The following is a 22,350-nucleotide window of genomic DNA, read 5'->3' as shown; positions in this document are numbered from 1 at the left end:
ATCAAGATCCGCGTATAGTCACGAAACGTTTTATAATTTGAATAATCAGAAATATGACTCAATAACTTATTGTTTTGGTTGGTCTACAAACAACACTGCGATACCCGCAATAATCATAAACACACCGCCAGTAATTAATGCAAAGATTGGCTCTCCATCAAATAATGTATTAAGAATTACGCCTAAAACACTGGCCGCAAGCAATTGAGGGATAACAATGAAAAAGTTAAATATTCCCATAAACACCCCCATTTTCTTAGGTGGTAAGATCCCAGATAGCATTGCGTACGGTACTGATAAGATTGACGCCCACGCGATGCCGACTCCAATCATAGGTATCCAAAGTAGGGCAGGATCGCTAATGAAATAAAAGCTGATAAGCCCAATACCACCCATTGTTAAATTGATGGTATGTGTGAATCTTATTCCGACTGCTTTTGCTAGAAAAGGTATTGCAATCGCAGCGACAGCAGCAAAACCATTATATGAAGCGAATAGCATACCGACCCAATCTGCGCCATCATTGTAGGCTTTGGTCAGTACATCACTGGTACCATAATGGTAGGAGGTTACTGCTGAAGTGGTATAAATCCACATTGCGAATAAGGCAAACCATGAAAAGAATTGTACGATGGCCAGTTGGTGCATGGCTTTTGGCATATGGAATAAATTATCAACTACGTTAAATACCATGCCTAGACTTTCGCGCTCAGCGATGTCATTTGGATTAACTTTTGCGAGGGCTTTGGCGCAGTAAAATTGCAAAGGGCCAAATACAAAAATACCGATGGTCAATATATAAAGCTGCTTATCTAACGAAAAGCCAAAAACTAAACCTGTTAAACCACCACCAATCGCCATCCAAAGCATAGAAGCAAATTGATATTGCTTAGCTGTTCTAGTGCGGCTATCGCTGTTGTTTTCAGCTATTAATTCTTCATCATTTTCTTGATGAAAAGAGGCCAGTTCTTCAGGTGAATATTCTTTAGAGGTTACGATGGTCCATCCAACCGCGAGGAATAAAACGGCGCCACCAAAATAAAATGCGTAACGTACCGAGTCGGCAATTTCGCCTTCAGGAGCAGTATTCGCCACATCAAAATAGTTGGTTAATAAATACGGCAAGGCTGACGCTACAACGGCGCCGATTCCAATAAAGAAGCTTTGCATAGCATAGCCTTGAGTACGCTGAGACTTTGGTAGGTTATCTCCAACAAACGCACGAAATGGCTCCATGGCAATGTTAATTGAGGCATCCATGATCCAAAGCATGCCCGCTGCGACCCATAAAACTGGAGAATGCGGCATAATAAATAAAGCGAGTGTGGTACAAACTGCGCCAATTAAAAAATAAGGGCGACGGCGACCCAGTCCATTCCATGTATTATCACTTAAGTAGCCAATAATGGGCTGGACGATAAGTCCTGTTAACGGAGCAGCAATCCATAAGATTGGAATTTCATCAATCTCAGCGCCTAGGGTTTGAAAAATACGGCTGACATTAGCGTTTTGAAGTGCAAAACCAAATTGGATCCCCAAAATCCAAAACACATATTGAAAATTTGCCAGAAGTTTAATTCTGGTTGCTGACGAAGCGGTTGTTTATTCGGTGTACCCTGATGCGATGTATTATCGGCAGACATGTATCTTCCTTTATCTTCCATTATAAATGGGCTGTTCAGCATCATGGCTGAATTCTTATTGTTACTTGTTATTTTGCTAGGTATTCATTTCGGCTTGATTAGACGATAGTTAAAAAAATGGCGAATACACATCTCCCTAAGACGGGTATTCGCCAAAGACCTCGTATTCTGACTTCGATTGATAAAGAAGTTAGAAAGGTTCTTAAACCTGACACAATCCGATGAAGGTGATGCGCCAGTAACGACCTAGCCCATTTCATCCCCACAAGCAGAGGAAGAAATTTAGCAGGTTTTATATTAGCCTTGTGGTGGATTTTGGCACAACTAATTACATACGTATTCATCATTTATGCACAACGAAAACTGATCATATTTGTAACAAGGTTGTGGAGTGTTTTCTTAAATGTCATGGCGTCTTCGGTGTTGTTTTTTTGTGAGCTAAGGCAATGTAAATGAAGAAAAACCTGATGGCAACAATCACTTTGCGCATCAGGTTTTTGGGGGAGACTTAAAGTTGAGTGTTAATCGAATGGGATAAAACGAATCGCTACACCGCCGCTGGTGGCAAGGGCTAATGTTAAGGTATCTTTCGCTGTTACTTGCTTGTTTTCAATAACATAATCGTATGGATTGCTCTTCCAATCAGCTTCGGCTCCATCACGATATATTTGTGCTTGATAGGATTTATCAGATGATAAAAAGTCTAACTTGATTGTTAACTCCCGCTCAGATTCGTCGGTTAGTGCGCCTAAATACCAATCCTCTGAAGCGCGGTCTTTTCGTGCAAAGGCAACAAAATCACCAATCTCGCCAGCGACTGCAATACTCTCGCTCCAATCCGTTGGTACATCTTGAATGAATTGAAATGCATCTAATCGTTCAACGTAATTTCTTGGTAAATCAGCTGCCATTTGAATTGGGCTGTATAGTACAACATACAAAGCCAGTTGTTTTGCGAGGGTTGTCTGGACGCGGTTAACGGCATCAAGTCCCTCAGGGGCAAGATTAAAAATACCCGGAGTGAAGTCCATCGGTCCTGATAGCATGCGTGTATATGGCAATATTGCGGTATGCTCTGGACTGTTAGGGGGCGTTCCCCATGCATTAAATTCTTGTCCGCGAGCGCCTTCACGAGAAATCCAGTTAGGGTAGGTTCGTCTTAAACCAGTGTCTTTTATTGGCTCGTGAGTATTAATGCTAATTTGACGTTTAGCAGCTTCTGTAATGCTATGAAGATACTCATTAACCATAAATTGACCATCATGCCATTCATGGCGAACAATACCTTGCGAGTCGACTCGCTTAATGTCGCCACCATCAGCAACATAACCTGTTTTGATTTGTGTTACGCCGTGTTGCTTATATAAATCATAAGCGTCACTCATTTGATTGCGGTAGTTGGTCACAGAACCTGAAGTTTCATGATGGCCAATTAAACGCACATTGTTGTTTGCTCCATGTGCACTGACAGCATCAATATCAAAATCATCATAAGACTGAGTAAAACTGAATACATCACCGTTATGGAACCAGCTTCCATCCCAACCAAGATTCCAGCCTTCAACGAGAACACCATCAAAACCGTACTTAGCTGCAAAATCCATATAACGTTTCGTTTCTGAGGTGGTTGCACCGTGTTTTTCGCCAGAACCCCAAGTGTTTTCATTAATGTGCATCCCCCACCAAATACCGACGTATTTACCAGGTTCAACCCATGAAACATCACCGAGTTTGTTCGGTTCATTCAGGTTAAGGATTAAATCTGAATTGAGAAGTCCTGTTGCTGCATCAGCAATTTGAATAGTGCGCCAAGGGGTAGTGAAACCAGGTTGAGTTTTGACTAAGGTGCCATCGGACCAAGGGGTGAGATCGGCTTTTAACGTGCCATCTCGGCGCTGATCTAACACCATCGCTGCGTAATCTGTTAGAGCCGCTTCATGAATACTTAAGTGAAGCCCTGAAGTTAATTTGTAAGTGAAAGGTGTGTGGGCACGGTCGACTTTGTTAACCGATGTTGTTTGATATAAATACTCATAACGGTTCCAGCCTCGGCCAGGGATCCACCACGCTGTTGCTTGATGCGCATCAGGAACGGAAAATTCTGTCAGCTCATTGGTGATATTAAGGTGAGTCACTTTATTAAATGACGCTTGCTTGGGGACGAGATATCTAAATCCGATACCGTCATCAAATGCTTTGAACTCCAGTGCAAATTGATGCCGACCATTAGAAAAAGTCGCTGTCAGCTTATTATGGTTGTCGTCTATCCATTCACGCTCGCCCCAAGGTTGTTGCCATCGAGAAGAGTGCGTTGACTTACTGGACTCTGTAATATCAAAACCGCTACCAAATTCACCAAATGTTTCAAAAACCAACCCTAGTCTTGAATTAAGTACGGCTTCTTTACCGTTAAAAGTTACTTTATATTCCGGTCTGTCACCGTCATCGGTCAAACTAACTGAAATACGCTTATCAGGAGAATTTACGGTTACTGTTTTTGCGAGAGCCGATTGGTGGGCGCCAAGCAAAACAAGACTAATTAATAGCGGTAGACGAGCTAAATTTCTTTTGGGTAACAGCGAGACATTAGGTTGAGACTTCCTTGAAACCGGCGACATTAATAACTCCATTATAGATTTAATTATTTTTGTTACTTCATACTAGGGCTGTTCATATTTTTGCCGCAATTGACTGCATACGTATTCAAACCAAAAATTCGCAATGCTGATTTCAAAAATTAGAATTTGTTGTTTTTAAATACACTTTGCTGAGAGATAAATTTTGGTAAGTCATAGTTTGCACTTTTTAGGAAAATAACTGGATGTAACAGTGATTGTTTGATACTGACAATGTAAATATTGATTGCACTGAAACAATTGTTTTTATTTTTACAGCTTTAAATTTTTAATGAGATATTTACTAACAATAACTTTTGATATGTGAAAACTTGATATCCAAAAGATGAAACTGTGATAGCGTTAAATGATTTTCTAAATGTTTGAACAGATTATATTTTTTAATCTTTTTTGTTAACAAAACACGGCTTTTTGCTATGGTTTTTTTGAATAACAATAAGGATTAAATGATGGCAATGAACAGACGTAGTTTTTTAAAAGGCAGTAGTGCTTTTGCATTTTCTGCGAGTATCATGGGGTGTTCTAGTAGCGATGATGACAATACAACAGAACCACCCGTAACAGAGCCGCCAACACCTGAACCCGACGGTGTTTTTCATACAACATGTCCAAGAAACTGTGGTGATAGATGTAGCCTGCTAGTTTCAACTAAAGATGGGGTTGCCGTTTCTGTTAGTGGCGATCCTTCGCATCCTGTGACTGCAGGTACGCCATGTGTAAAAGGCCATGCGTATCTCGAATCTATTTACAGTCCTGACCGCATACAGCAACCAATGAAACGCGTTGGTCCTCGTGGTCCTGGGGCAACCTTCGAGCCAATTAGTTGGGAACAAGCTAATAGCGAAATTGCTGCAAAATTAAATGAAGTTATTGATACCTATTCTGGTAATGCCATTGTGCCTTATTTCTATTCAGGCTACAGCGGCATTGGTGCCAGTTCAGGTGCTAACCGTTTCTTTAACCGAATTGCGAGTCGTAATTTACAACGAAACATCTGTGCTAGTGCGGGTTATTCTGGCATGAGCTCAATTTTAGGCGAATTCTCCGGTCCGAGCCCAGAAGATTACGTCAATACCAAGTGTTTTGTGTCGTGGGGAACAAACGAACAAGCGACCAATATTCATCACTTAAAATTTATCAATGAAGCGCGTGATAAAGGGGCAAAAGTACTGGTAGTTAACCCAGCAAGAACGCCGCTAGCATCACAGGCAGATATCTGGTTACAACCGACACCAGGGACTGATGCAACCTTGGTTATTGGTATTGCTAAGATATTGATTGAAGAAAGCTTGCATGATACTGGTTTTATTGAATCGTATACCCAAGACTATGATGCGTTATTGGCAAGATTAGAAGAATTTACCCATGAGCAAATTGAAGCTGAAACAGGGGTAAGCAAGTCACAGTATCAGTCTTTTGCAAGAGCTTATGCTGGCGCAGAATGTGCAATGATCCGTATTGGTTATGGCTTACAACGTACACTAAATGGTGGACGTATGGTAAAAGCTATTCCAACGCTAGCTGCTTTAACAGGTAATATTGGTAAAGTCGGTGCAGGCGTTGTGTATCTGAACACTCAAGCTGGTGGGTTGTTTGACTGGGCATATTGTGGCGGTAGTCATTTAACACCAGAAGATGCAGTAAGAGATACTGTCAATATTAGTGAAATTGGTAAATCACTTCTGCCAGAAGATTATCAGCATGAAGACGGTCAAGTCGGCCCATTAGCGTTTGATGAGCCATGCGATCCGATTAAAGCGATGATTGTATATTCAAGTAACCCGATTGCTATTGCTCCTGATGCTGATTTAATTGAAATTGGATTAATGCGGGATGACTTATTTTTAGTCGGGATTGATCTATTCCAAACCGATACCATGGACTACGTTGATTATTTACTGCCAACCTCAAGTTACATTGAGCAAGCTAATATGATTGATAGTTACCACTGTTATTATGCTAAACACAGCACCCAAGCGATTAGCCCGTTATATCAGTCAAAACCAGATACCATTATCTTCCAAGATTTAGCTAAAGCCATGGGTTACAGCGACCCTGAGTTTAGTGAAAGTATTGAGGATATTTTACGTGGTACTTGGAAGGGCAACATCAGCTACGATGAACTCTGTGTTCAAAACTGGGATAGCCCAGTGGTTGATTACCCATTCCGTAAAAATTATGACTTCCCAACGCCTAGCGGAAAAATTGAATTTAAAGACACCAGTGGTACTTATTTCGATCCTGAAAAATTCAATCCTGTTATCGATACTGGTACACCAGAGTCAGATGACTTTGCCACCAAAGGCATGACAGATGATGAAAAATCACGTGAATTCCGTTTACTTTCACCAGCGCATCCCAAGCTGAGTAACTCGCAATGGGCAAACGTTAAGTATATTGAAGGCACTTTCCCGCAGCATATGGTTTATATTCACCCAGATGATGCTATGCGCAAAGGGATCAGTGATGGCGACCAAGTTAAGTTAACGGCAAGTCGTTATGGTCAGCGTGATGTGGTGATTCAATACACTGCAAGAGTTGAAGCTATGACACCAACAGGAACAATTTTCGCTTGGAAAAATGCATGGAAAAAACTCAATGAAAACGGCAGTGGCACTGCTATTAATCAGCTTACCAATAGTGAGTTAACCGATATGAACTTTGGTTCAACTTTCCACTCAACTCGTGTTGATATCGCTTTGGCGTAATCCATTACATTAAGGAAAAAACAAATGTCTGAACAAAAATGTTTTGTATTTCGCCAAGAAAACTGTGTCGGCTGTGAAGCATGTACCGTCGCTTGCCAAGCAGGTAACGACGTCAATGAATTCGTTACTTTGCGCGATATTAGCCAAGGCGAAAAAATTAATAGTGAAGGTAGAGAAGTCTCGGTATTTTTATCTCAGTCTTGTCACCATTGTGAGTCACCGGTTTGTGTCGAGAAATGCCCACAAGGTGCGATGATCCAACGAGATGATGGGATTGTATACATAGATGAATCTACTTGTATTGGTTGTGGTGTTTGCCATTATGCGTGTCCTTATGATGCGCCTAAGATCGACCCAAGTCGAGGTGTGCTAACCAAATGTGATATGTGCAAAGATAGGCTTGATGTCGGTGAAAAACCTTTCTGTGTAACGGGATGTCCTGTACAGGTTCTAGATGTGATGGATCTCAGTGAGGCGTTAGCGTTACCTGGTGCGAGTATGTCAGGTGATGGTCATCAAGATTTAGGTACGGCGCCAAGTACAGTCTTTATTAAATTAAGAGGTTAGTGACTGACAAAGCGTTAATAATATGAGCATTTAAAATATTAATGTCCTTTTTAAAGCTCAAAATGAAATGCTGTTATGTAAAAGCCTGTTAATTTAACAGGCTTTTTTAATACTAAAGTATAGTTTTTTAGACGAACAATAATAAATATAGATTTGTTATCTAGGTGACAGAGTTTTTAATGTTTATTTATACACTAGCTTTAAAAATCATTACACAGTAAATCGAGTATTACGTCTTTGATTTAAATTTCTGATATGCTTATCCCAGTTATTTGCAACTTGAATAACTGAACTTGCTTGATCTAATAATGCTTGTTCATGGGATAAATCAATATCTAATGCAAAACCTCTCGCTAAAGCAATGATAGAGTAGTCGGTTTTTGTAATGGTTTCTTGATTAATACTTTTATTAATTACTACGCTGAAGCCGTTAAAAAAGCGCTTAATAATTCAGACTCCGTTAAAGTCTCAGGAAAGGTTTCCACACGTCTGAAGTCATTAATTACCATACTTGCAAGCTTTCTGCTGATAGCATCTATCGACTTTGCTGGGTTAGATGATGCTAACCACACAGCTTCATTCTTTAAGGTGTTTTCGATAGCACAGGCCAATTCGGCTGCTCGCCATCTTTCTTTAAAGCTCATGACTAACATAGTTTACCTATTATTAATAAACCGCATTGAAACATCATACGAATTTTTTAAGCATTGAATAATGATCTAAATCACTGTGCTTACAAATCATTGCTATTACTTTTTATAACTGGAAATGCATCACAGATATTAATAATAACCTGAAATAATATGGTGTAAATTAAATAATAAGGAATAAACATGAGTAATTCAGATAACGTTAAATCTATAGCGTTAATGTTTAATATTTTAGCTGAAATTTTTTATCGAAATCCTGATGAAGAATTTAAAAACACCTTATCTGAACTCGATACATCAATATTCATAACAAATAAAACGAATTTGCAAGATCTAGCTTTATTAAAAATAGATGAAATTAAACAGTTAGCATCACAACTGCCATTATTAGCACTTAAGCAAGATTTTAATGCTTTATTTGTGAGGCCGAAGGGCAAGTTAGCGTATCCTTGGGGGGCAGTGTATTTAAATAAACAAAATCGTTTGTTTGACCATACAACGCTTGCCTTTATGGACTTTTGTAAGCTTCAAGATCTTAATTTTAATCTTGAAAATAATGAACCGACAGATCACTTTAGCCTGATGTTAGTTGCTTTGGTGCATTGTTTAGAACTTGATAGTGTCTCAGGCTTAGCATCTAGCCAAGGTGAAAAGGGGACAAGTCGAACAGAGGTGCTACTGAGCCAACATCTTTTACCTTGGAGTGAACGGTTTTTAACCTTGGTTATAGATAATGATAATAGTGGCTTATACAGTGCAGCAGCGCAGTTAAGCAAGCTATTGTTGGCTGATTTAACTGCCCAGCTGAGTATTACCGTTGTTGAAGTTGAGTTATATAAATAAATCGTTGTAATAAATGTAAATAAAAAGCCAGATAACATGGCTATCTGGCTTAAACGATTAATGATGAAAGACGTTATAGTTCAATCATTAACACACTAGATTGTAATGGTTTTAGCGTTATCGATATTGTGCCAATATCTTGATTAACCGTCATCTCAGTCTGTTCTTCAGTCGTTAGTAAATCTGTCATCTTATAAACACCATCAGTTAAGCTTACGGCTTTAAGCAAGGCTTTAGGTAAACTTAACGTTAAGTCTGTTGCTTCTTGTTGACTAAAATTGCTGATGACAACGATAAATTGGTTTTCATCATAACGGCTAAATGCAAACAGCTTCTCTGAGTAACCATTTTTTGTTGCTACAGATACATCACGGTTATGTGTATCTAGCTCAAAATATTCGCCATTGAGTGCAGATGCAGTATGGCTTAAATTTAACAATGTTTGATAGTAAGCACGAAGAGATTTCTCTGCTTCAGTTGATTGCCCGCCATCAAATTTACCATTGTTCATCCAACGTTGATGCGCTGGTACGCCAACATAGTCAAAAATACTGGTTCTAGTTGGTTGACCAAATCCTGCATTTTCAGCGCCTTGTTCACCAACGTCTTGACCAAAATACAATAATGTTGGCGAACGGCTAATAGTGGTTGAAACTACCATAGCGGGTAAGGCAGCTTCTGGGCGACCTGCAAAGTCAGTGGTATGAATACGTTGCTCATCATGGTTCTCAAGGAAATGAAGCATTTGCTGCTCAATGTCCATAACTTTAGCTTGGTCAGCAGCAATTTGAGCGGTAGATTCTTTGCCATGAATAATATCTTTAAGAGTGTCGTATAAGTCGACTTTATCGTACAAATAATCCATTTTTCCTAAATGAATGTAGTCGCGATAAAGGCTAGGGTTATATACTTCTGCTAATAAGAATGCGTTAGGGTTTAACTGTTTAATATTACTGTTTAGGTAACTCCAAAACTCTACAGGCACCATTTCAGCCATGTCATAGCGAAAGCCATCTACGCCTTTTGCTAACCAGTACTCTGTGATGTCTTTAAATTTAACCCAAGAGTCTGGGATCGATTCTGGCTGTTGCGATTGCCAAAACTGGTGATGCTCTGAAGCTGACTTATCAGCGTAACCCTCAGGTAACACCGGAAAGTCATATGAACCATCTGGTTTGACACCATAGTTAACCTTGACTGTTTCATACCAGTCATTTGCATCGGGTTTGGCTAAACGTGAACCATTGCCAGTCCATTTAGCAGGGACTTCGTTAAATTTGCCATCGGCTAAAGGGTGCGGTTCACCACCTAAAGGTGAATAACCATTGATTGGATCTGGTACTTTGAATTCTTCACCAACAACATAATAAAAATTGTTATTTTTAGCGTATTCAACTTGAGTATTATCTTGTTGGCCAAAATGGCGGTTTTCAGGTAACGCTGTGTTTTGATCCAGTGATTCATAACGACGGGCGACGTGATTTGGGACAATATCAATGATGACTTTCATGCCATTATTGTGAGTTCTGTTAATTAACGCTTCAAATTCCGCTAATCGTTGCTTTGGGTTATCAGCTAGATCAGGGTTAACGTTATAGTAATCTTTTACTGCATAGGGCGAGCCCGCACGGCCTTTTACAACGTCAGGATCATCATTACTGATCCCATAATCAGTGTAGTCATTGATCAATGCATGATGGGGCACACCTGTGTACCAAACGTGCGTGGTTCCAAGTGATTTTATGTCCTGTAAGGCAACATCAGTAAAATCACTAAACTTACCGACACCATTTTCATCTATGGTTCCCCAGGGTTTGTTGGTTGTATTGGTATTACCATATAAACGCGTGAAGACTTGATATATGACCGGCTTTCCAGTCAAAGCACTTGTGTTGTGTTGTGCTGTATCGTGAAGCTTATCTTCTGATTCTGCAATGTGATTTTCAATCGATGTGCTGGAGTGACTACACCCTGCAGCAAAAAATACGAGTGCGCTGGCGAGTACAGAAGACCGCAGTTGTGGTTTATTAATACTTGATAGGGTATGCATAATTATCTCTTATTATTGCAGCGGTTTAGTTGAATAATTTAATCGCTGCAGTCATTTTTGTTATTAGTTAGATAAGCTTAAGATAATGACACCTTTTTCATGTAAAGTGAGTGGCTTATCTAATGAATACGAATGTTGACTGAACAGTTCAACGCCTGAGGTATGCTGACTGAGCACTTCACTAAATCGATTTAAATCAAGCTCAACAGCGTTTTCATTTTTGTTGTATATGATCAGAATATCTTCATTTTTATCAGATTTTTGATAACGTCTTGCTTGCACGTAAACACCGTCTTTAGGCACGTAATGAGACAGGGTACCTTGTTGGATAGCAAGTGAGTTTTTACGAAAGTTTAATAAGGTCTTATTAAACGTTAGCGCATCTAATTGATCTGGCGTTAAGTTTGTTTGATTAAATACATTGGCTTTATCCGTTGGCCAGCCGCCAGGGAAATCACTGCGCACTAACCCATCATTTCGGTCTTTGGTTGGGCTAGTCATTAACACTTCTGTTCCATAAAACATTTGTGGAATACGGTTACTTGTCATCACATAAGTCATCGCCATTTTATACGTCGCTAAGTCTTCACCCATCAAACTGTATAGGCGGTTGGTATCATGGTTGCCCTCAAATAAGACTAAATCCGTCGGTTTGGCATAAATCACATCATTGGCAAGCATTTCATATAAAGTGATTAAGCCGCTTCCCCAGTCCTCTTTATCGGTTAAGCATTTAATCATTTCTTCATATAGCGGAAAGTCCATCATGCTAGGAGTATGTGACACATAACCATCAGCATTTTGTTTTCCCGCTTGCCAGTAACTGACTGTAATCGGGTTCGCAGTCCATTCTTCACCGACAATATTGAAGTTTGGATATTCATCCATAATCGCTTTTGACCAGCGAGTTAAAAATGTCTTGTCGGCATATGAATAGGTGTCTTCACGGATCCCACTTAACCCTGCATATTCCACCCACCAAATGCTATTTTGAATCAGGTAATTTGCCATAAACTGATCATGTTGATTCATGTCAGGCATGGTGTCAGTAAACCATCCGTTTTCGAACTCGGCTCTGTCACTTTTCAGTGCGTAAGGGTCTTGTACTGTTGTTCTTCGATGGCTGGTATATAAGATATCAGATGGATTTTGTTGCCATTGTTGTTGGCCGTTTATCCAAGTTGAAGTTGGAAAATCTGCCATCCAGCGATGTCCTGAACCCATATGATTGACAATAACATCTTTAATAATTCCAATTCCGAACTGCTTTGCTTCTTCGACTAATGACTTGTATTCTTCGTTACTGCCAAAGCGGGGATCTATGTTGTAAAAGTCAGTGGTGGAATAACCATGATATGAATACTTTTGCTGATTATTTTCTAAAAGCGGGTTAATCCATAACTGGGTAACACCTAACTCGCTCAAGTAAGGAAGTGATTTACGGATCCCCATAATATCGCCGCCATGTCGACCATCTTTGTCTGCACGATTAACTTTTTCGAGCATATCTGGGTGGTTATCATTATCAGGGTTACCATTTACGAAACGATCGGGTGTTATTAGATAAATGACGTCTTTATTGCTAAAGCCTTGTCTGTCACGTGATCCTGGCTCACGTGCAAGGATAGGGTAATCAAAATGCTGCACTAGTTTATCGTTATCATAAATGGCGAACGTTAACTTTTGTGGGTTGGCATTAGCTAGGTCAAGATCGACAAATAAGTGGTTATCGCTGCTAGATTGATGAACGTCAATTAATTTAACCCCATTAGCTTGGGCGAGTCTGATTTGTTTGTTGGCGATATTGTCACCATAAACCAGTAATTGAAGTTGGTTGTTATGCATGCCAGCCCACCATGACTCTGGCTCAACTGAAAATGATGATACTTCTGAAGCAACTGGCGCTGAAAACAGCAAACTTATTAGTAGTGGGTAAGCTAATTTAAACTGATCCGTCATATTATAAACCTTGCTTTATATATTTTATTTGGGGATGAGATTACTGGTTATAGCGTTTAAAGCCGCTGAATATAGTCATTATGTGTTGGCATATTAGTAACTGCACCAGAAATGATCTGTTTTACATTACTTAAAAATTCAGTGAGATCACTTTGGTTAATATTGTTAGCGAGTGGGTTATAATCTTTTGGTGTCACCCCTTGGCCAAGTAAGACCTGGATCCAAGCCGCTTCTGTAAACAGTTCATCTTGATATCGAGTGACTGTTCCCGTTGTTCTGAAACAGTCAATTTTTTGCTGTAATGATGTAGGTATTGGCATATCACGACATTGTTGCCATAAGTCAGTTTTATTGGATGAACTGCTTCGTTGATTCACGTGATAATGTAAAATGATAAAGTCACGAATCTGTTCAAACTCCAACTTTGATTGACGGTTAAATTCGTCAACGCTGGATTGTTGAATACCTTGATGTGGGAAGAACTTTGTTAATCGAATTATTGCAGACTGAACTAAATGTAAACTGGTTGATTCAAGGGGCTCAAGGAACCCACTGGAAAGACCAATAGCAACACAGTTTTTATGCCACTGCTTTTCACGTCTTCCAGTTGTAAAGCTTATCTTTTTGGGTTCAGCAAGTGGTTTTCCATCTAAATTGTTGAGCAATAACGATTTAGCTTCATCATCTGTTATATGCTGACTGCTATAAACCAACCCATTTCCAGTACGATGTTGTAATGGTATACGCCATTGCCATCCTGCTTTATGAGCTATTGAGCGAGTGTAGGGGACTAATGGCTCACTGCGCTCACATGGCACTGCGTAAGCACTATCACACGGCAACCAATGTTGCCAATTCTCGTAACCGACATTTAATTGCTTTGCTATCAATAGTGCTGCAAACCCGGAACAATCAATGAACAAATCGCCGTTAATGACCTGGCCATCTTTAAGAGTAACCGATTGAATGTCGCCTTCTTGCTTGAGCTGTACTGAGCTAATGAACCCTTCAAGACGTTTTACTGATAAGTTTTCACTATATTGCCTTAGCATTTGGGCATAAAGAGATGCATCAAAATGATACGCATGCGTTATTCCAGCAAGAGGAGAGCCCTTAATTGTGTCTATAGGAGCAAATTTATTCTCAGTAGCAGCTTGATAGTTGAGTGAGTAATCCCAAAATGAATGAGCATTTTGAGGCGAGGACTTTAACCAATAATGATGAAATTGAGTGTAGCCAATATCCTTGCCAATATTGCCAAAAGCATGCATGTAGCTGTCTTTATCCTTACCCCAATTCTCAAATTGGATTCCTAGTTTAAAACTCGCTTGGGTTTGTTTGATAAAGTCAGCCTCGTTGATTCCAAGGACGCTATTGAATATTTGAAGAGGAGGGATGGTCGCTTCACCGACACCAATGGTGCCAATGGACTCTGACTCAATCAATGTGATGTTAAGTTGAGCCTTAAATAGTTTGATTAACATGGCAGCGGTCATCCAACCAGAAGTACCGCCTCCAACAATTACAATGTCTTTTATTTTATTTTTATTCATAGTAATCGCCTTTTATTTGCCGGGTTGTAATAAACAGATTATGAAATAATAAAAAAGCCCCTGTAACAGGTTACAGAGGCTCTTTCAATGTTACTAACGAGACAAAACCGTCTTAATTAGAACTTATAGTTAGCGCCTAACATGTAGTTACGACCGTAATTTTGATAATCACGAACATGACGTGCATCTTCACCTGTATAAGATGTGAATGGCTCATTGGTTAAGTTATTCACTTGGAAAAGTACAGATAAACCATAAAGGGCATCAATACCGCTTTCAGAGAAGTCATAACCCACTTGAGCGTCAACCACAGTTTCAGCTTTGATGTTCACGTTTTGACGCGTCAAACTAATTGCGGTGACTTCACCTAAGAAGTCACTACGGTAGCGAGAGCTAACACGTGCTTCAAATCCAGAGTTTTCGTAGTAAACGGTCGCATTGAACGTTTTCTCTGATAGACCTGGTAGAGTTGTAGGGTCACTATCAGGTGTTTCTTTAACTTCACTATCGTTATAAGAACCACTCATAACAGTACCAAAACCTGTTAATGCATCAGCAAAGAAGCCAAAATCTAGTGAGAAAGAAGCCTCGATACCTTGTACATAACCACCGTCACCATTTTGTGGCTGAGTTACGATGCCAATAGGGTTATCGCCTGGGTTTTGCGGCAAGATAGTACTGAAATCAAATGCTGACTGTTGGTCATAGACATAGTTTTCTAAATCTTTATAGAATACTGCTATGGCAAAGTAACCTTGATCACTGAAGTAGTTTTCATAACTCAAATCGTATTGACGAGCTAACCATGGACGAAGCTCAGGATTACCTGCACCACCAGACCAGTTTACTCCGTCATTAGGGTTTTCATTGTAGCTAAAGTTAACGTTTGCATTCATTTTGTCCATACGTGCACGAGTTAATGTACGTGCAGCTGCAAAACGAAGCATTTGTCCTTCAGCAACTTCTAAACCTAAGTTGACGCTTGGTAACCATTCTAAATAATCGTCACCAGCCGTACGTGGAGTAACGACTACTTCACCGTTTTCAACTGTTGCAACAGTACCGTCTGAAGTTTGATCTGTATGTACCGCTTGGATACCAAAGTTACCTGTTAGTGGTAGGTCAAATAACTCGCTTTCAATATTAGCCATAATGTAAGCAGTAGAAATCTCTTCGTAAACGCCCCAAGAGTTTGTGGCACGAGATAAGTCAACATTTGCTACATCAGTTTCTGTGTAATTACCGTCGTTATAAAAAGCTAGAGAATCATAGCTTAATACGTCGCCCATACCGAAGAAATCAAGAGAAGTAGGGCTCAGTAAATACTGATCAGGTACTGTCATTACATAGTTTGGGTCTGTACCGTCATAACCTTTTAAGGTTAAGTAGTAACCTTTGTCTAACTTGGTTTTGTCACGGTCTGTACGGTTTACACCAAATTCAATACTACGGAATGCACCATCATCAAATACATATTCAGCACTCAAACGGAAAGATTTTAATTCATCTTCAATCTCTGGTTTGTTAATAAAGCCGTCTTGAGTGTTTGCGCCTAACGGGCTCCCCAACCAAGTGGATCACCTAGTTTGATAACGTTTGGATCTGAGTAATCTAGGTTGTGCGTGAAGTTATAACCACCACTGCCATTGTAGGCGAAGCCTAAATCATCAACTGCACCGACACCAGTACCACGACCTGTACCACTGTAGCTTTCCATACCGATATCAGTACGTTCTGCTTTTGACAAAGCAACATCAGCTTCAACAGACCAGTTATCATTTAGGAAGAATTTATTATTCCACCCTACAGATAAAGATTCAGCATCACGCTTATTGACGTCATTACGAACAACAACTTCAGCGCCACGAATGATGCCTTCAGTTACCAAACCATCTTCAGTATTAGTGGCTTCAACACCGCCATTAGCGCCCCATGCTGCTGGGATCTCAATACCACGTAATCGCTGATCATCAGTAAATTTTGAGTAATAAAGATCAACCGTTGTGTGGTAAAAATCATTTGGAGCATATTCGAATACCGCTAGAACACCATCACGCTCAAGCTCTGATGAACGAACAAATGGCTTAGCACCACCTAACACACTATCACCAGCATCATTTTCAGGGTAACCCCAAGCCTGCCAGCGTTCTTCTTGGTTAGGTGACACCATACGAGCGTAACCTAATGCTATTCCGATAGTATCATCTGCAAATTGGTCAATGTATGAAATGCTGCCACGGTAACCAGTGTCATCTGAGCCGCTATTTAATGCGCCAAGATCGTTCATTTCACCACGTAAACCAATTGCGAATGTTTGCTCGCCGTGTGCTAGCGGACTAATGGTTTGCATATCGACTGTACCACCGATAGCCTGAGCCATTACTGATGCATCTGGCGTTTTATAAACCACAACACGGTTTAATAATTCAGAAGGGTATTGGTCGAATTCAACACCACGGTTGTCGTTAACAGAAGCCTGTTCACGGCCATTTAATGTTGCAGTTGTGAAGTCAGGACCCATACCACGAATAGAGATAACGTTAGCACGGCCATCAAGACGCTGTGCTGATACACCAGGCAGACGTGCAAGTGATTCTGCAATACTGACATCAGGTAATTTACCGATATCTTCAGCTGAAATCGCTTCAACAATTGATGAAGAAGACATTTTTAATGATTGAGATTCTTGTAAGCTTCGACGAATACCGGTGACTTTTAACACCTCAATTGATTCATCTGCAGTTGTGCCTTCTTCTGCTTCAGCTGCGTAACCATACATACTTGTACTGGCAGCAACCATTGCTAACGTTAGTAAGCTTGGTTTAAATAGCGACATCCATCTTTCCCCTTCTGAATGGCCAGCAGCCCTTAATTAATGTGTAAGGTTAGGCTGCTAGATTTCTATTATTTATATTTACAGTCTTTATAGTATTTCCTTCAGCTTGCTTAAATGACTGCATAAGCGCTGAGGTATATGTCCGTTTTGTTGCGGAACAGTGAAGATACTACTCCTAGCATTCTTTCTACGACAACGTTATGCATACGTATTCAAAGGTTATGCAGGCTAAAAAAGGCCGTTTTTTTACTTTTAATTAACATTCAAAAGTCTTGTTGCTGATTAATTAAGTTGTTGAATTGTAGCACTTAACTTGTGGTTTTGTATTTTTAAAATTTGTATTAATTCTTTGCATACGTATGCAGCTCTATTGAACCTGATTTCCATATTCACGTATCCTCGAGTCAATTAAATAATAATGACGGCTCGTTACTGGGTCGCAACAAAGAATTAACTATGTCTAAGTTGTTTAATAGTTAATTCTCTTATTACAGAGGGTGTGCAATGAGTCAGTTATCATGGTGGCGCGGTGGAGTGATATACCAGGTGTATCCACGAAGCTTAATGGATTCCAATGGCGACGGAGTAGGCGATTTACAGGGAATTATTGCGAAACTTGATTACATTGCTAGCTTAAATGTTGATGCGATATGGATATCTCCTTTTTTAAGTCTCCAATGAAAGACTTTGGTTACGACATTAGTGATTATCTCGATGTTGATCCTATGTTTGGCACCATGAATGACTTTGATGAGTTAATCGCCAAAGCGCACAAGTTAAATATTAAAGTGGTTATTGATCAAGTATTGAGTCATACCTCAGATGAGCATGCGTGGTTTAAGCAAAGTAAATTAAGCCGTGATAATGATAAATCGGATTGGTATGTTTGGGCAGATCCACAAGAGGATGGAACGGCACCTAATAACTGGCTAGCTATCTTTGGTGGTTGTGCTTGGGAGTGGGAACCACGTCGTCAGCAGTATTATTTGCATAACTTTCTTAAAAGTCAGCCAGATCTTAACTTTCATAACCCAGAAGTGAGAAAAGCGGTTCTAGATAATGTGGAGTTTTGGCTTAAAAAAGGTGTTGATGGTTTCCGTTTAGATGCCATTACCTTCTGTTACCATGATGAACAACTTCGAGATAACCCTGCAAAACCTAAAGATCAACGCCAAGGCCGAGGCTTCAGCGAAGATAACCCTTACGCGTATCAGTACCATTATTATAATAACACTCGCCCACAAACGGTTGGTTTTATCGAAGACTTACGTGCATTGATCAACAAGTACCCTGGTGCAGTGACCTTAGGTGAAGTCTCATCTGAAGATTCGCTAGCGACGATGGCAGAATATACTCAAGGTGACGATCGTTTACACATGGCATATAGCTTTGAATTACTCACCAATGATTTTAGTGCTGCTTATATACGTCAAACTGTTGAAGAATTAGAAGCCAGTATTGGAAATGGGTGGCCTTGTTGGGCTATTGGTAATCATGATGTTCAACGTGTTGCGACACGATGGGGCAAAGGTGAAGCGAACCCTGACTTAGTCAAAATGCTAAATGGCTTGTTGTTTTCGCTTCGCGGCAGTGTGTGCAGCTATCAAGGTGAAGAACTGGGCTTAACTGAAGCGCCTATTGAATATGAGCAATTACAAGACCCGTTCGGTATTACATTCTGGCCAATGTTTAAAGGTCGAGATGGTTGTCGCACGCCTATGCCTTGGGATAATGCCCATTTGCAAGCTGGGTTCAGTCAAAGTAAGCAAACGTGGTTACCCATACCTGATGCCCACAAACAGTTAGCTGTCGATGTTCAGGAGCAAAATAGCAATTCAACTTTACACGCATATCGTCATTTCTTAGCTTGGCGCAAAGATTTCCCTGCATTAATTGCAGGTGACATTAAGTTTATTGATAGCAGTGAACCTATTCTTGCTTTCACACGTCATTTCGAAACACAAACCTTGTTAGTGATATTTAACCTGGCAAATAAAACTCACGAGTTTGATGTTTCGAACTTTACAATTAACCAAGTCATTACTGACCATGGTTTGGCGAGTGCAGTTGTAGATAAAAACAATAGCGTTTCTCTCGATGCATTTAACTGTTTCTTCGCTGTGATTGATTAAATCTTAAATAGCGATCTCACGATCGCTGTTCATATATTCAATTAACAACCATTACACAATAACAAGAGTAACAAGAATATGGCCTCTACTATCTCTAGTTCTAATACGACCGTTAGCCATTCAGGTGATGGAAAATACCGGTTTGCATTGGTTTCGCTGACCTCACTCTTTTTCATGTGGGGGTTTATAACGTGTCTTAACGACATTTTAATCCCGCACTTAAAGGCTGTATTTTCATTAAGCTATACCGAAGCTATGCTGATTCAATTCTGTTTTTTTGGTGCTTACTTTTTAGTGTCTTTACCTGCGGGTAAGTTAGTCAAAAAACTTGGCTACCAGCGCGGTATTGTTACAGGATTAGTTATTGCAAGCTTCGGTTGTGCGTTGTTTTACCCTGCAGCTGATTTAGCCGTTTATGGTTTGTTTTTAGGGGCACTTTTTGTATTAGCATCAGGGATTACTATTCTACAAGTTGCTGCTAATCCTTATGTAAATGCACTTGGGAGCGAAGAAACAGCTTCTAGCCGTCTTAATTTAACCCAAGCTTTCAATGCGCTAGGCACGACAGTTGCGCCATACTTTGGCGCTATCTTGATTTTATCGGTCGCTACAGGTGCCGTTGGGGAAATGAGTCATGCTCAAGCCGAAGCTGAAGTCGTTAAAATGCCGTATCTTTTTCTTTCGGCCACTCTAGCAATTTTAGCAATTATTTTTGCCAAATTGTCTTTACCCGTTATTGAAGAGCACGTAGAACAAGAAACCACAGGTGAAGTGAGCTATAAAGGCAAAACCAGTGCGGTACAAAGTTTACATCTAGTATTAGGTGCAGTGGGTATTTTTGTTTATGTTGGTGCTGAAGTCTCTATTGGTAGCTTTTTAGTTAACTTTTTAGGTGAAGAGCACATTGTCGGCTTACAAGAAGCTGATGCTGCTAAATACATTACCTATTATTGGGGCGGAGCTATGGTAGGGCGCTTTATCGGCTCAGCTGTAATGCAAAAAATTGCTGCAGGTAAAGTATTAGCCTTTAATGGTTTGGTTGCCGCTATATTGGTGTTAGTGGCAATGTATACCAGCGGTGAAGTTGCTATGTATGCCATTTTAGCCGTGGGGTTATTTAATTCAATTATGTTCCCGACCATTTTCAGTTTAGCACTAAGAGATTTAGGGCCGCACACGTCACAAGGCAGTGGTATATTATGTTTAGCAATTGTTGGTGGTGCAATCATTCCTTTATTGCAAGGTGTTATGGCTGATTCAATGGGCATTCAACCAGCATTTATATTGCCTGTTGTTTGTTATGCTTTTATCGTATTTTACGGTGCTAAAGGCTCTCAGATGTCATAATTCTGTTAGATAATTATGTTGTAACTATCAAGCAGCCTTTTGGCTGCTTTTTAGTTTTCTACATAGACCTTGTTAATTCGGGTTAACGCCTGATAAATCATAATCAATACTTGCGCTACAGCCTGATAGCTCCTATGATCCATCCGCTTTTCCTATATAAATTTCTTTTCCATAATTCTGTGAGATTTTCAATGCTGACTTTTCCACTTTCTGGCAGTTCTTCTGAGCTGGTAATAGATGTGCTAACCATGGTGTTAACTGATGGTAAACCATTAGATAGAGCATACTCTCACAATTTCTCAGGCCGTCAATTACCGCCAGCAGAGCTTGCGCGAATTACAACGGTAACGGGTGATATCCTGCGTCGACTAAACTTATATTGTGAACTTGTAGATATACAAGCTTCCGATATCGAACGTATGGGCTCGAAATTATTAAATGGCTGGCATTTATTTCATGAATTAGATTTGCCGAAAATGGAATATGCTTTACCCGTTGATCAAGATGATTTTGCGCAGAAACTCGCTGAAGCGAAAACTAAACCAGCACTGTGGGATGGTTGTCCTGAATGGTTAGATGACATTGGCGCTGCGCAACTTGGCGAAAAATGGCCAGCTGAGCGTGCTGCATTAGCAATGCCTCCAAAACGTTATATTCGCGCGAATAGTTTAAAAGCGAGTCGAGAAGAGTTAAAGCAACGTTTAACAAAAGAGCTGGTAGCAACCAACGAAGTCGAAGGTGTTGAGAGTGCATTAGAAGTGCGATCTGATTCAGCATTATTTAAAACGGCAGCGTTCAAAGAAGGCTTTTTTGAGCAACAAGATGCAGGTTCTCAATTAGTTGCAGCAGCAGTCGACGCTAAACCGGGGATGCGTGTTGTAGATGCTTGCGCTGGCGCTGGTGGTAAAACCTTACATATTGCAGCGCAAATGCAAGGCAAAGGCCGTTTGCTAGCAATGGACGTTGAACAATGGAAACTCGACAATTTAAAAGCACGTGCTAGAAGAGCTGGTGCTCACAATGTTGAAACTCGAATTATTGCCAGCAGTAAAACAATTAAACGCCTAAAATTAACGGCTGATCGCGTACTGTTGGACGTACCATGCTCTGGTTTAGGTGTATTAAAACGTAATCCAGATGCAAAATGGCGAGATACGCCTGAACGTTTACCTATTCTAATGGAGTTACAGAAAGATATTTTGCAAAGCTACAGCAGAATGGTGAAAGTTGGCGGTATATTGGTTTATGCAACTTGCTCAATTATGCCTGATGAAAATCGTAATCAAGTCGATGCATTTTTAGCCGCTAACCCGCATTTTAGCTTTATCGATGATGAAGAGATTTTAGTTTCAGAGCACGGGTTTGATGGTTTTTACTTAGCGAGAATGGAACGCGTTAGCGAAGCGTAAACTCAGTTGTTTTAATT

10 protein-coding genes and 3 pseudogenes are annotated in these 22,350 nt (G+C 40.1%); 6 read left to right on the top strand and 7 right to left on the bottom strand.

The annotated features are described in order from the left end of the window. Positions 1–66: 66 nt before the first annotated feature. Positions 67–1,643: pseudogene (locus tag ACGEDC_RS19740) on the bottom strand (MFS transporter). A 521-nt stretch (positions 1,644–2,164) separates the two neighbouring features. Further along, entirely contained in the window at positions 2,165–4,261 is a 2,097-nt protein-coding gene (locus ACGEDC_RS19735) for a glycoside hydrolase family 97 protein (protein ID WP_394495277.1), read from the bottom strand. 473 nt (positions 4,262–4,734) lie between these two features. Between ACGEDC_RS19735 and ACGEDC_RS19730 the strand changes: the two genes are divergently transcribed. Both ACGEDC_RS19730 and ACGEDC_RS19725 read left to right on the top strand, forming a co-directional pair. Beyond that, entirely contained in the window at positions 4,735–6,987 is a 2,253-nt protein-coding gene (locus ACGEDC_RS19730; protein WP_394495275.1) for a molybdopterin-containing oxidoreductase family protein, read from the top strand. Between the two features lie 24 nt (positions 6,988–7,011). Continuing rightward, on the top strand, positions 7,012–7,554 hold the full coding sequence (locus ACGEDC_RS19725) for a 4Fe-4S dicluster domain-containing protein (protein ID WP_065107987.1): 543 nt from the start codon (positions 7,012–7,014) through the stop codon (positions 7,552–7,554). A gap of 416 nt (positions 7,555–7,970) precedes the next feature. Here ACGEDC_RS19725 and ACGEDC_RS19720 read toward each other — a convergent pair whose 3' ends face one another. Next, entirely contained in the window at positions 7,971–8,207 is a 237-nt protein-coding gene (locus ACGEDC_RS19720) for a hypothetical protein (RefSeq protein WP_394495272.1), read from the bottom strand. Between the two features lie 180 nt (positions 8,208–8,387). Between ACGEDC_RS19720 and ACGEDC_RS19715 the strand changes: the two genes are divergently transcribed. After that, a complete protein-coding gene (locus tag ACGEDC_RS19715; protein WP_394495270.1) occupies positions 8,388–9,047 on the top strand; it encodes a TorD/DmsD family molecular chaperone in 660 nt (219 codons plus the stop codon). A gap of 73 nt (positions 9,048–9,120) precedes the next feature. On the opposite strand, the gene ACGEDC_RS19710 is transcribed toward ACGEDC_RS19715, so the two are convergent. The 4 genes and pseudogenes from ACGEDC_RS19710 to ACGEDC_RS19695 form a co-directional block, all read right to left on the bottom strand. Next, positions 9,121–11,097, bottom strand: a complete 1,977-nt coding sequence (locus tag ACGEDC_RS19710) for an alpha-amylase family glycosyl hydrolase (RefSeq protein WP_394495268.1) — start codon at positions 11,095–11,097, stop codon at positions 9,121–9,123. Between the two features lie 63 nt (positions 11,098–11,160). Beyond that, the gene (locus tag ACGEDC_RS19705) at positions 11,161–13,056 is read right to left on the bottom strand and encodes a glycoside hydrolase family 13 protein (protein WP_394495266.1); all 1,896 of its coding nucleotides are present in this window, start codon (positions 13,054–13,056) and stop codon (positions 11,161–11,163) included. Between the two features lie 56 nt (positions 13,057–13,112). After that, positions 13,113–14,609 carry a tryptophan halogenase family protein gene (locus ACGEDC_RS19700; RefSeq protein ID WP_394495264.1) on the bottom strand — a complete coding sequence of 499 codons (1,497 nt, stop codon included), beginning with the start codon at positions 14,607–14,609 and terminating at the stop codon, positions 13,113–13,115. Positions 14,610–14,725: 116 nt separating this feature from the next. Then, positions 14,726–17,445: pseudogene (locus ACGEDC_RS19695) on the bottom strand (TonB-dependent receptor). Between the two features lie 504 nt (positions 17,446–17,949). On the opposite strand from ACGEDC_RS19695, the pseudogene ACGEDC_RS19690 reads away from it, so the two are divergent. The 3 genes and pseudogenes from ACGEDC_RS19690 to ACGEDC_RS19680 all read left to right on the top strand — a co-directional run bounded on the left by ACGEDC_RS19690 (position 17,950) and on the right by ACGEDC_RS19680 (position 22,333). Next, a pseudogene (locus ACGEDC_RS19690) lies at positions 17,950–19,577 on the top strand (alpha-glucosidase family protein). A 78-nt stretch (positions 19,578–19,655) separates the two neighbouring features. Continuing rightward, positions 19,656–20,924, top strand: a complete 1,269-nt coding sequence (locus ACGEDC_RS19685; RefSeq protein ID WP_080915822.1) for a sugar MFS transporter — start codon at positions 19,656–19,658, stop codon at positions 20,922–20,924. Between the two features lie 191 nt (positions 20,925–21,115). Next, complete coding sequence (locus tag ACGEDC_RS19680; RefSeq protein WP_055026021.1) at positions 21,116–22,333, top strand: RsmB/NOP family class I SAM-dependent RNA methyltransferase; 1,218 nt, start codon at positions 21,116–21,118, stop codon at positions 22,331–22,333. Positions 22,334–22,350: the final 17 nt, after the last annotated feature.

The sequence above is a fragment of the Shewanella sp. ENK2 genome (assembly GCF_043568515.1).
Taxonomy (GTDB): Bacteria; Pseudomonadota; Gammaproteobacteria; order Enterobacterales; family Shewanellaceae; genus Shewanella; species Shewanella japonica.
Note: the sequence above shows the minus strand (reverse complement) of the source record. Positions and strands in the feature narration are given on the sequence as shown.

Coding starts and splice junctions, on each gene's coding strand:
- ACGEDC_RS19680 (WP_055026021.1), top strand. CDS start 21,116: ATGCTGACTTTTCCACTTTCTGGCAGTTCTTCTGAGCTGGTAATAGAT.
- ACGEDC_RS19735 (WP_394495277.1), bottom strand. CDS start 4,261: ATGTCGCCGGTTTCAAGGAAGTCTCAACCTAATGTCTCGCTGTTACCC.
- ACGEDC_RS19685 (WP_080915822.1), top strand. CDS start 19,656: ATGGCCTCTACTATCTCTAGTTCTAATACGACCGTTAGCCATTCAGGT.
- ACGEDC_RS19705 (WP_394495266.1), bottom strand. CDS start 13,056: ATGACGGATCAGTTTAAATTAGCTTACCCACTACTAATAAGTTTGCTG.
- ACGEDC_RS19710 (WP_394495268.1), bottom strand. CDS start 11,097: ATGCATACCCTATCAAGTATTAATAAACCACAACTGCGGTCTTCTGTA.
- ACGEDC_RS19700 (WP_394495264.1), bottom strand. CDS start 14,609: ATGAATAAAAATAAAATAAAAGACATTGTAATTGTTGGAGGCGGTACT.
- ACGEDC_RS19720 (WP_394495272.1), bottom strand. CDS start 8,207: ATGTTAGTCATGAGCTTTAAAGAAAGATGGCGAGCAGCCGAATTGGCC.
- ACGEDC_RS19725 (WP_065107987.1), top strand. CDS start 7,012: ATGTCTGAACAAAAATGTTTTGTATTTCGCCAAGAAAACTGTGTCGGC.
- ACGEDC_RS19730 (WP_394495275.1), top strand. CDS start 4,735: ATGAACAGACGTAGTTTTTTAAAAGGCAGTAGTGCTTTTGCATTTTCT.
- ACGEDC_RS19715 (WP_394495270.1), top strand. CDS start 8,388: ATGAGTAATTCAGATAACGTTAAATCTATAGCGTTAATGTTTAATATT.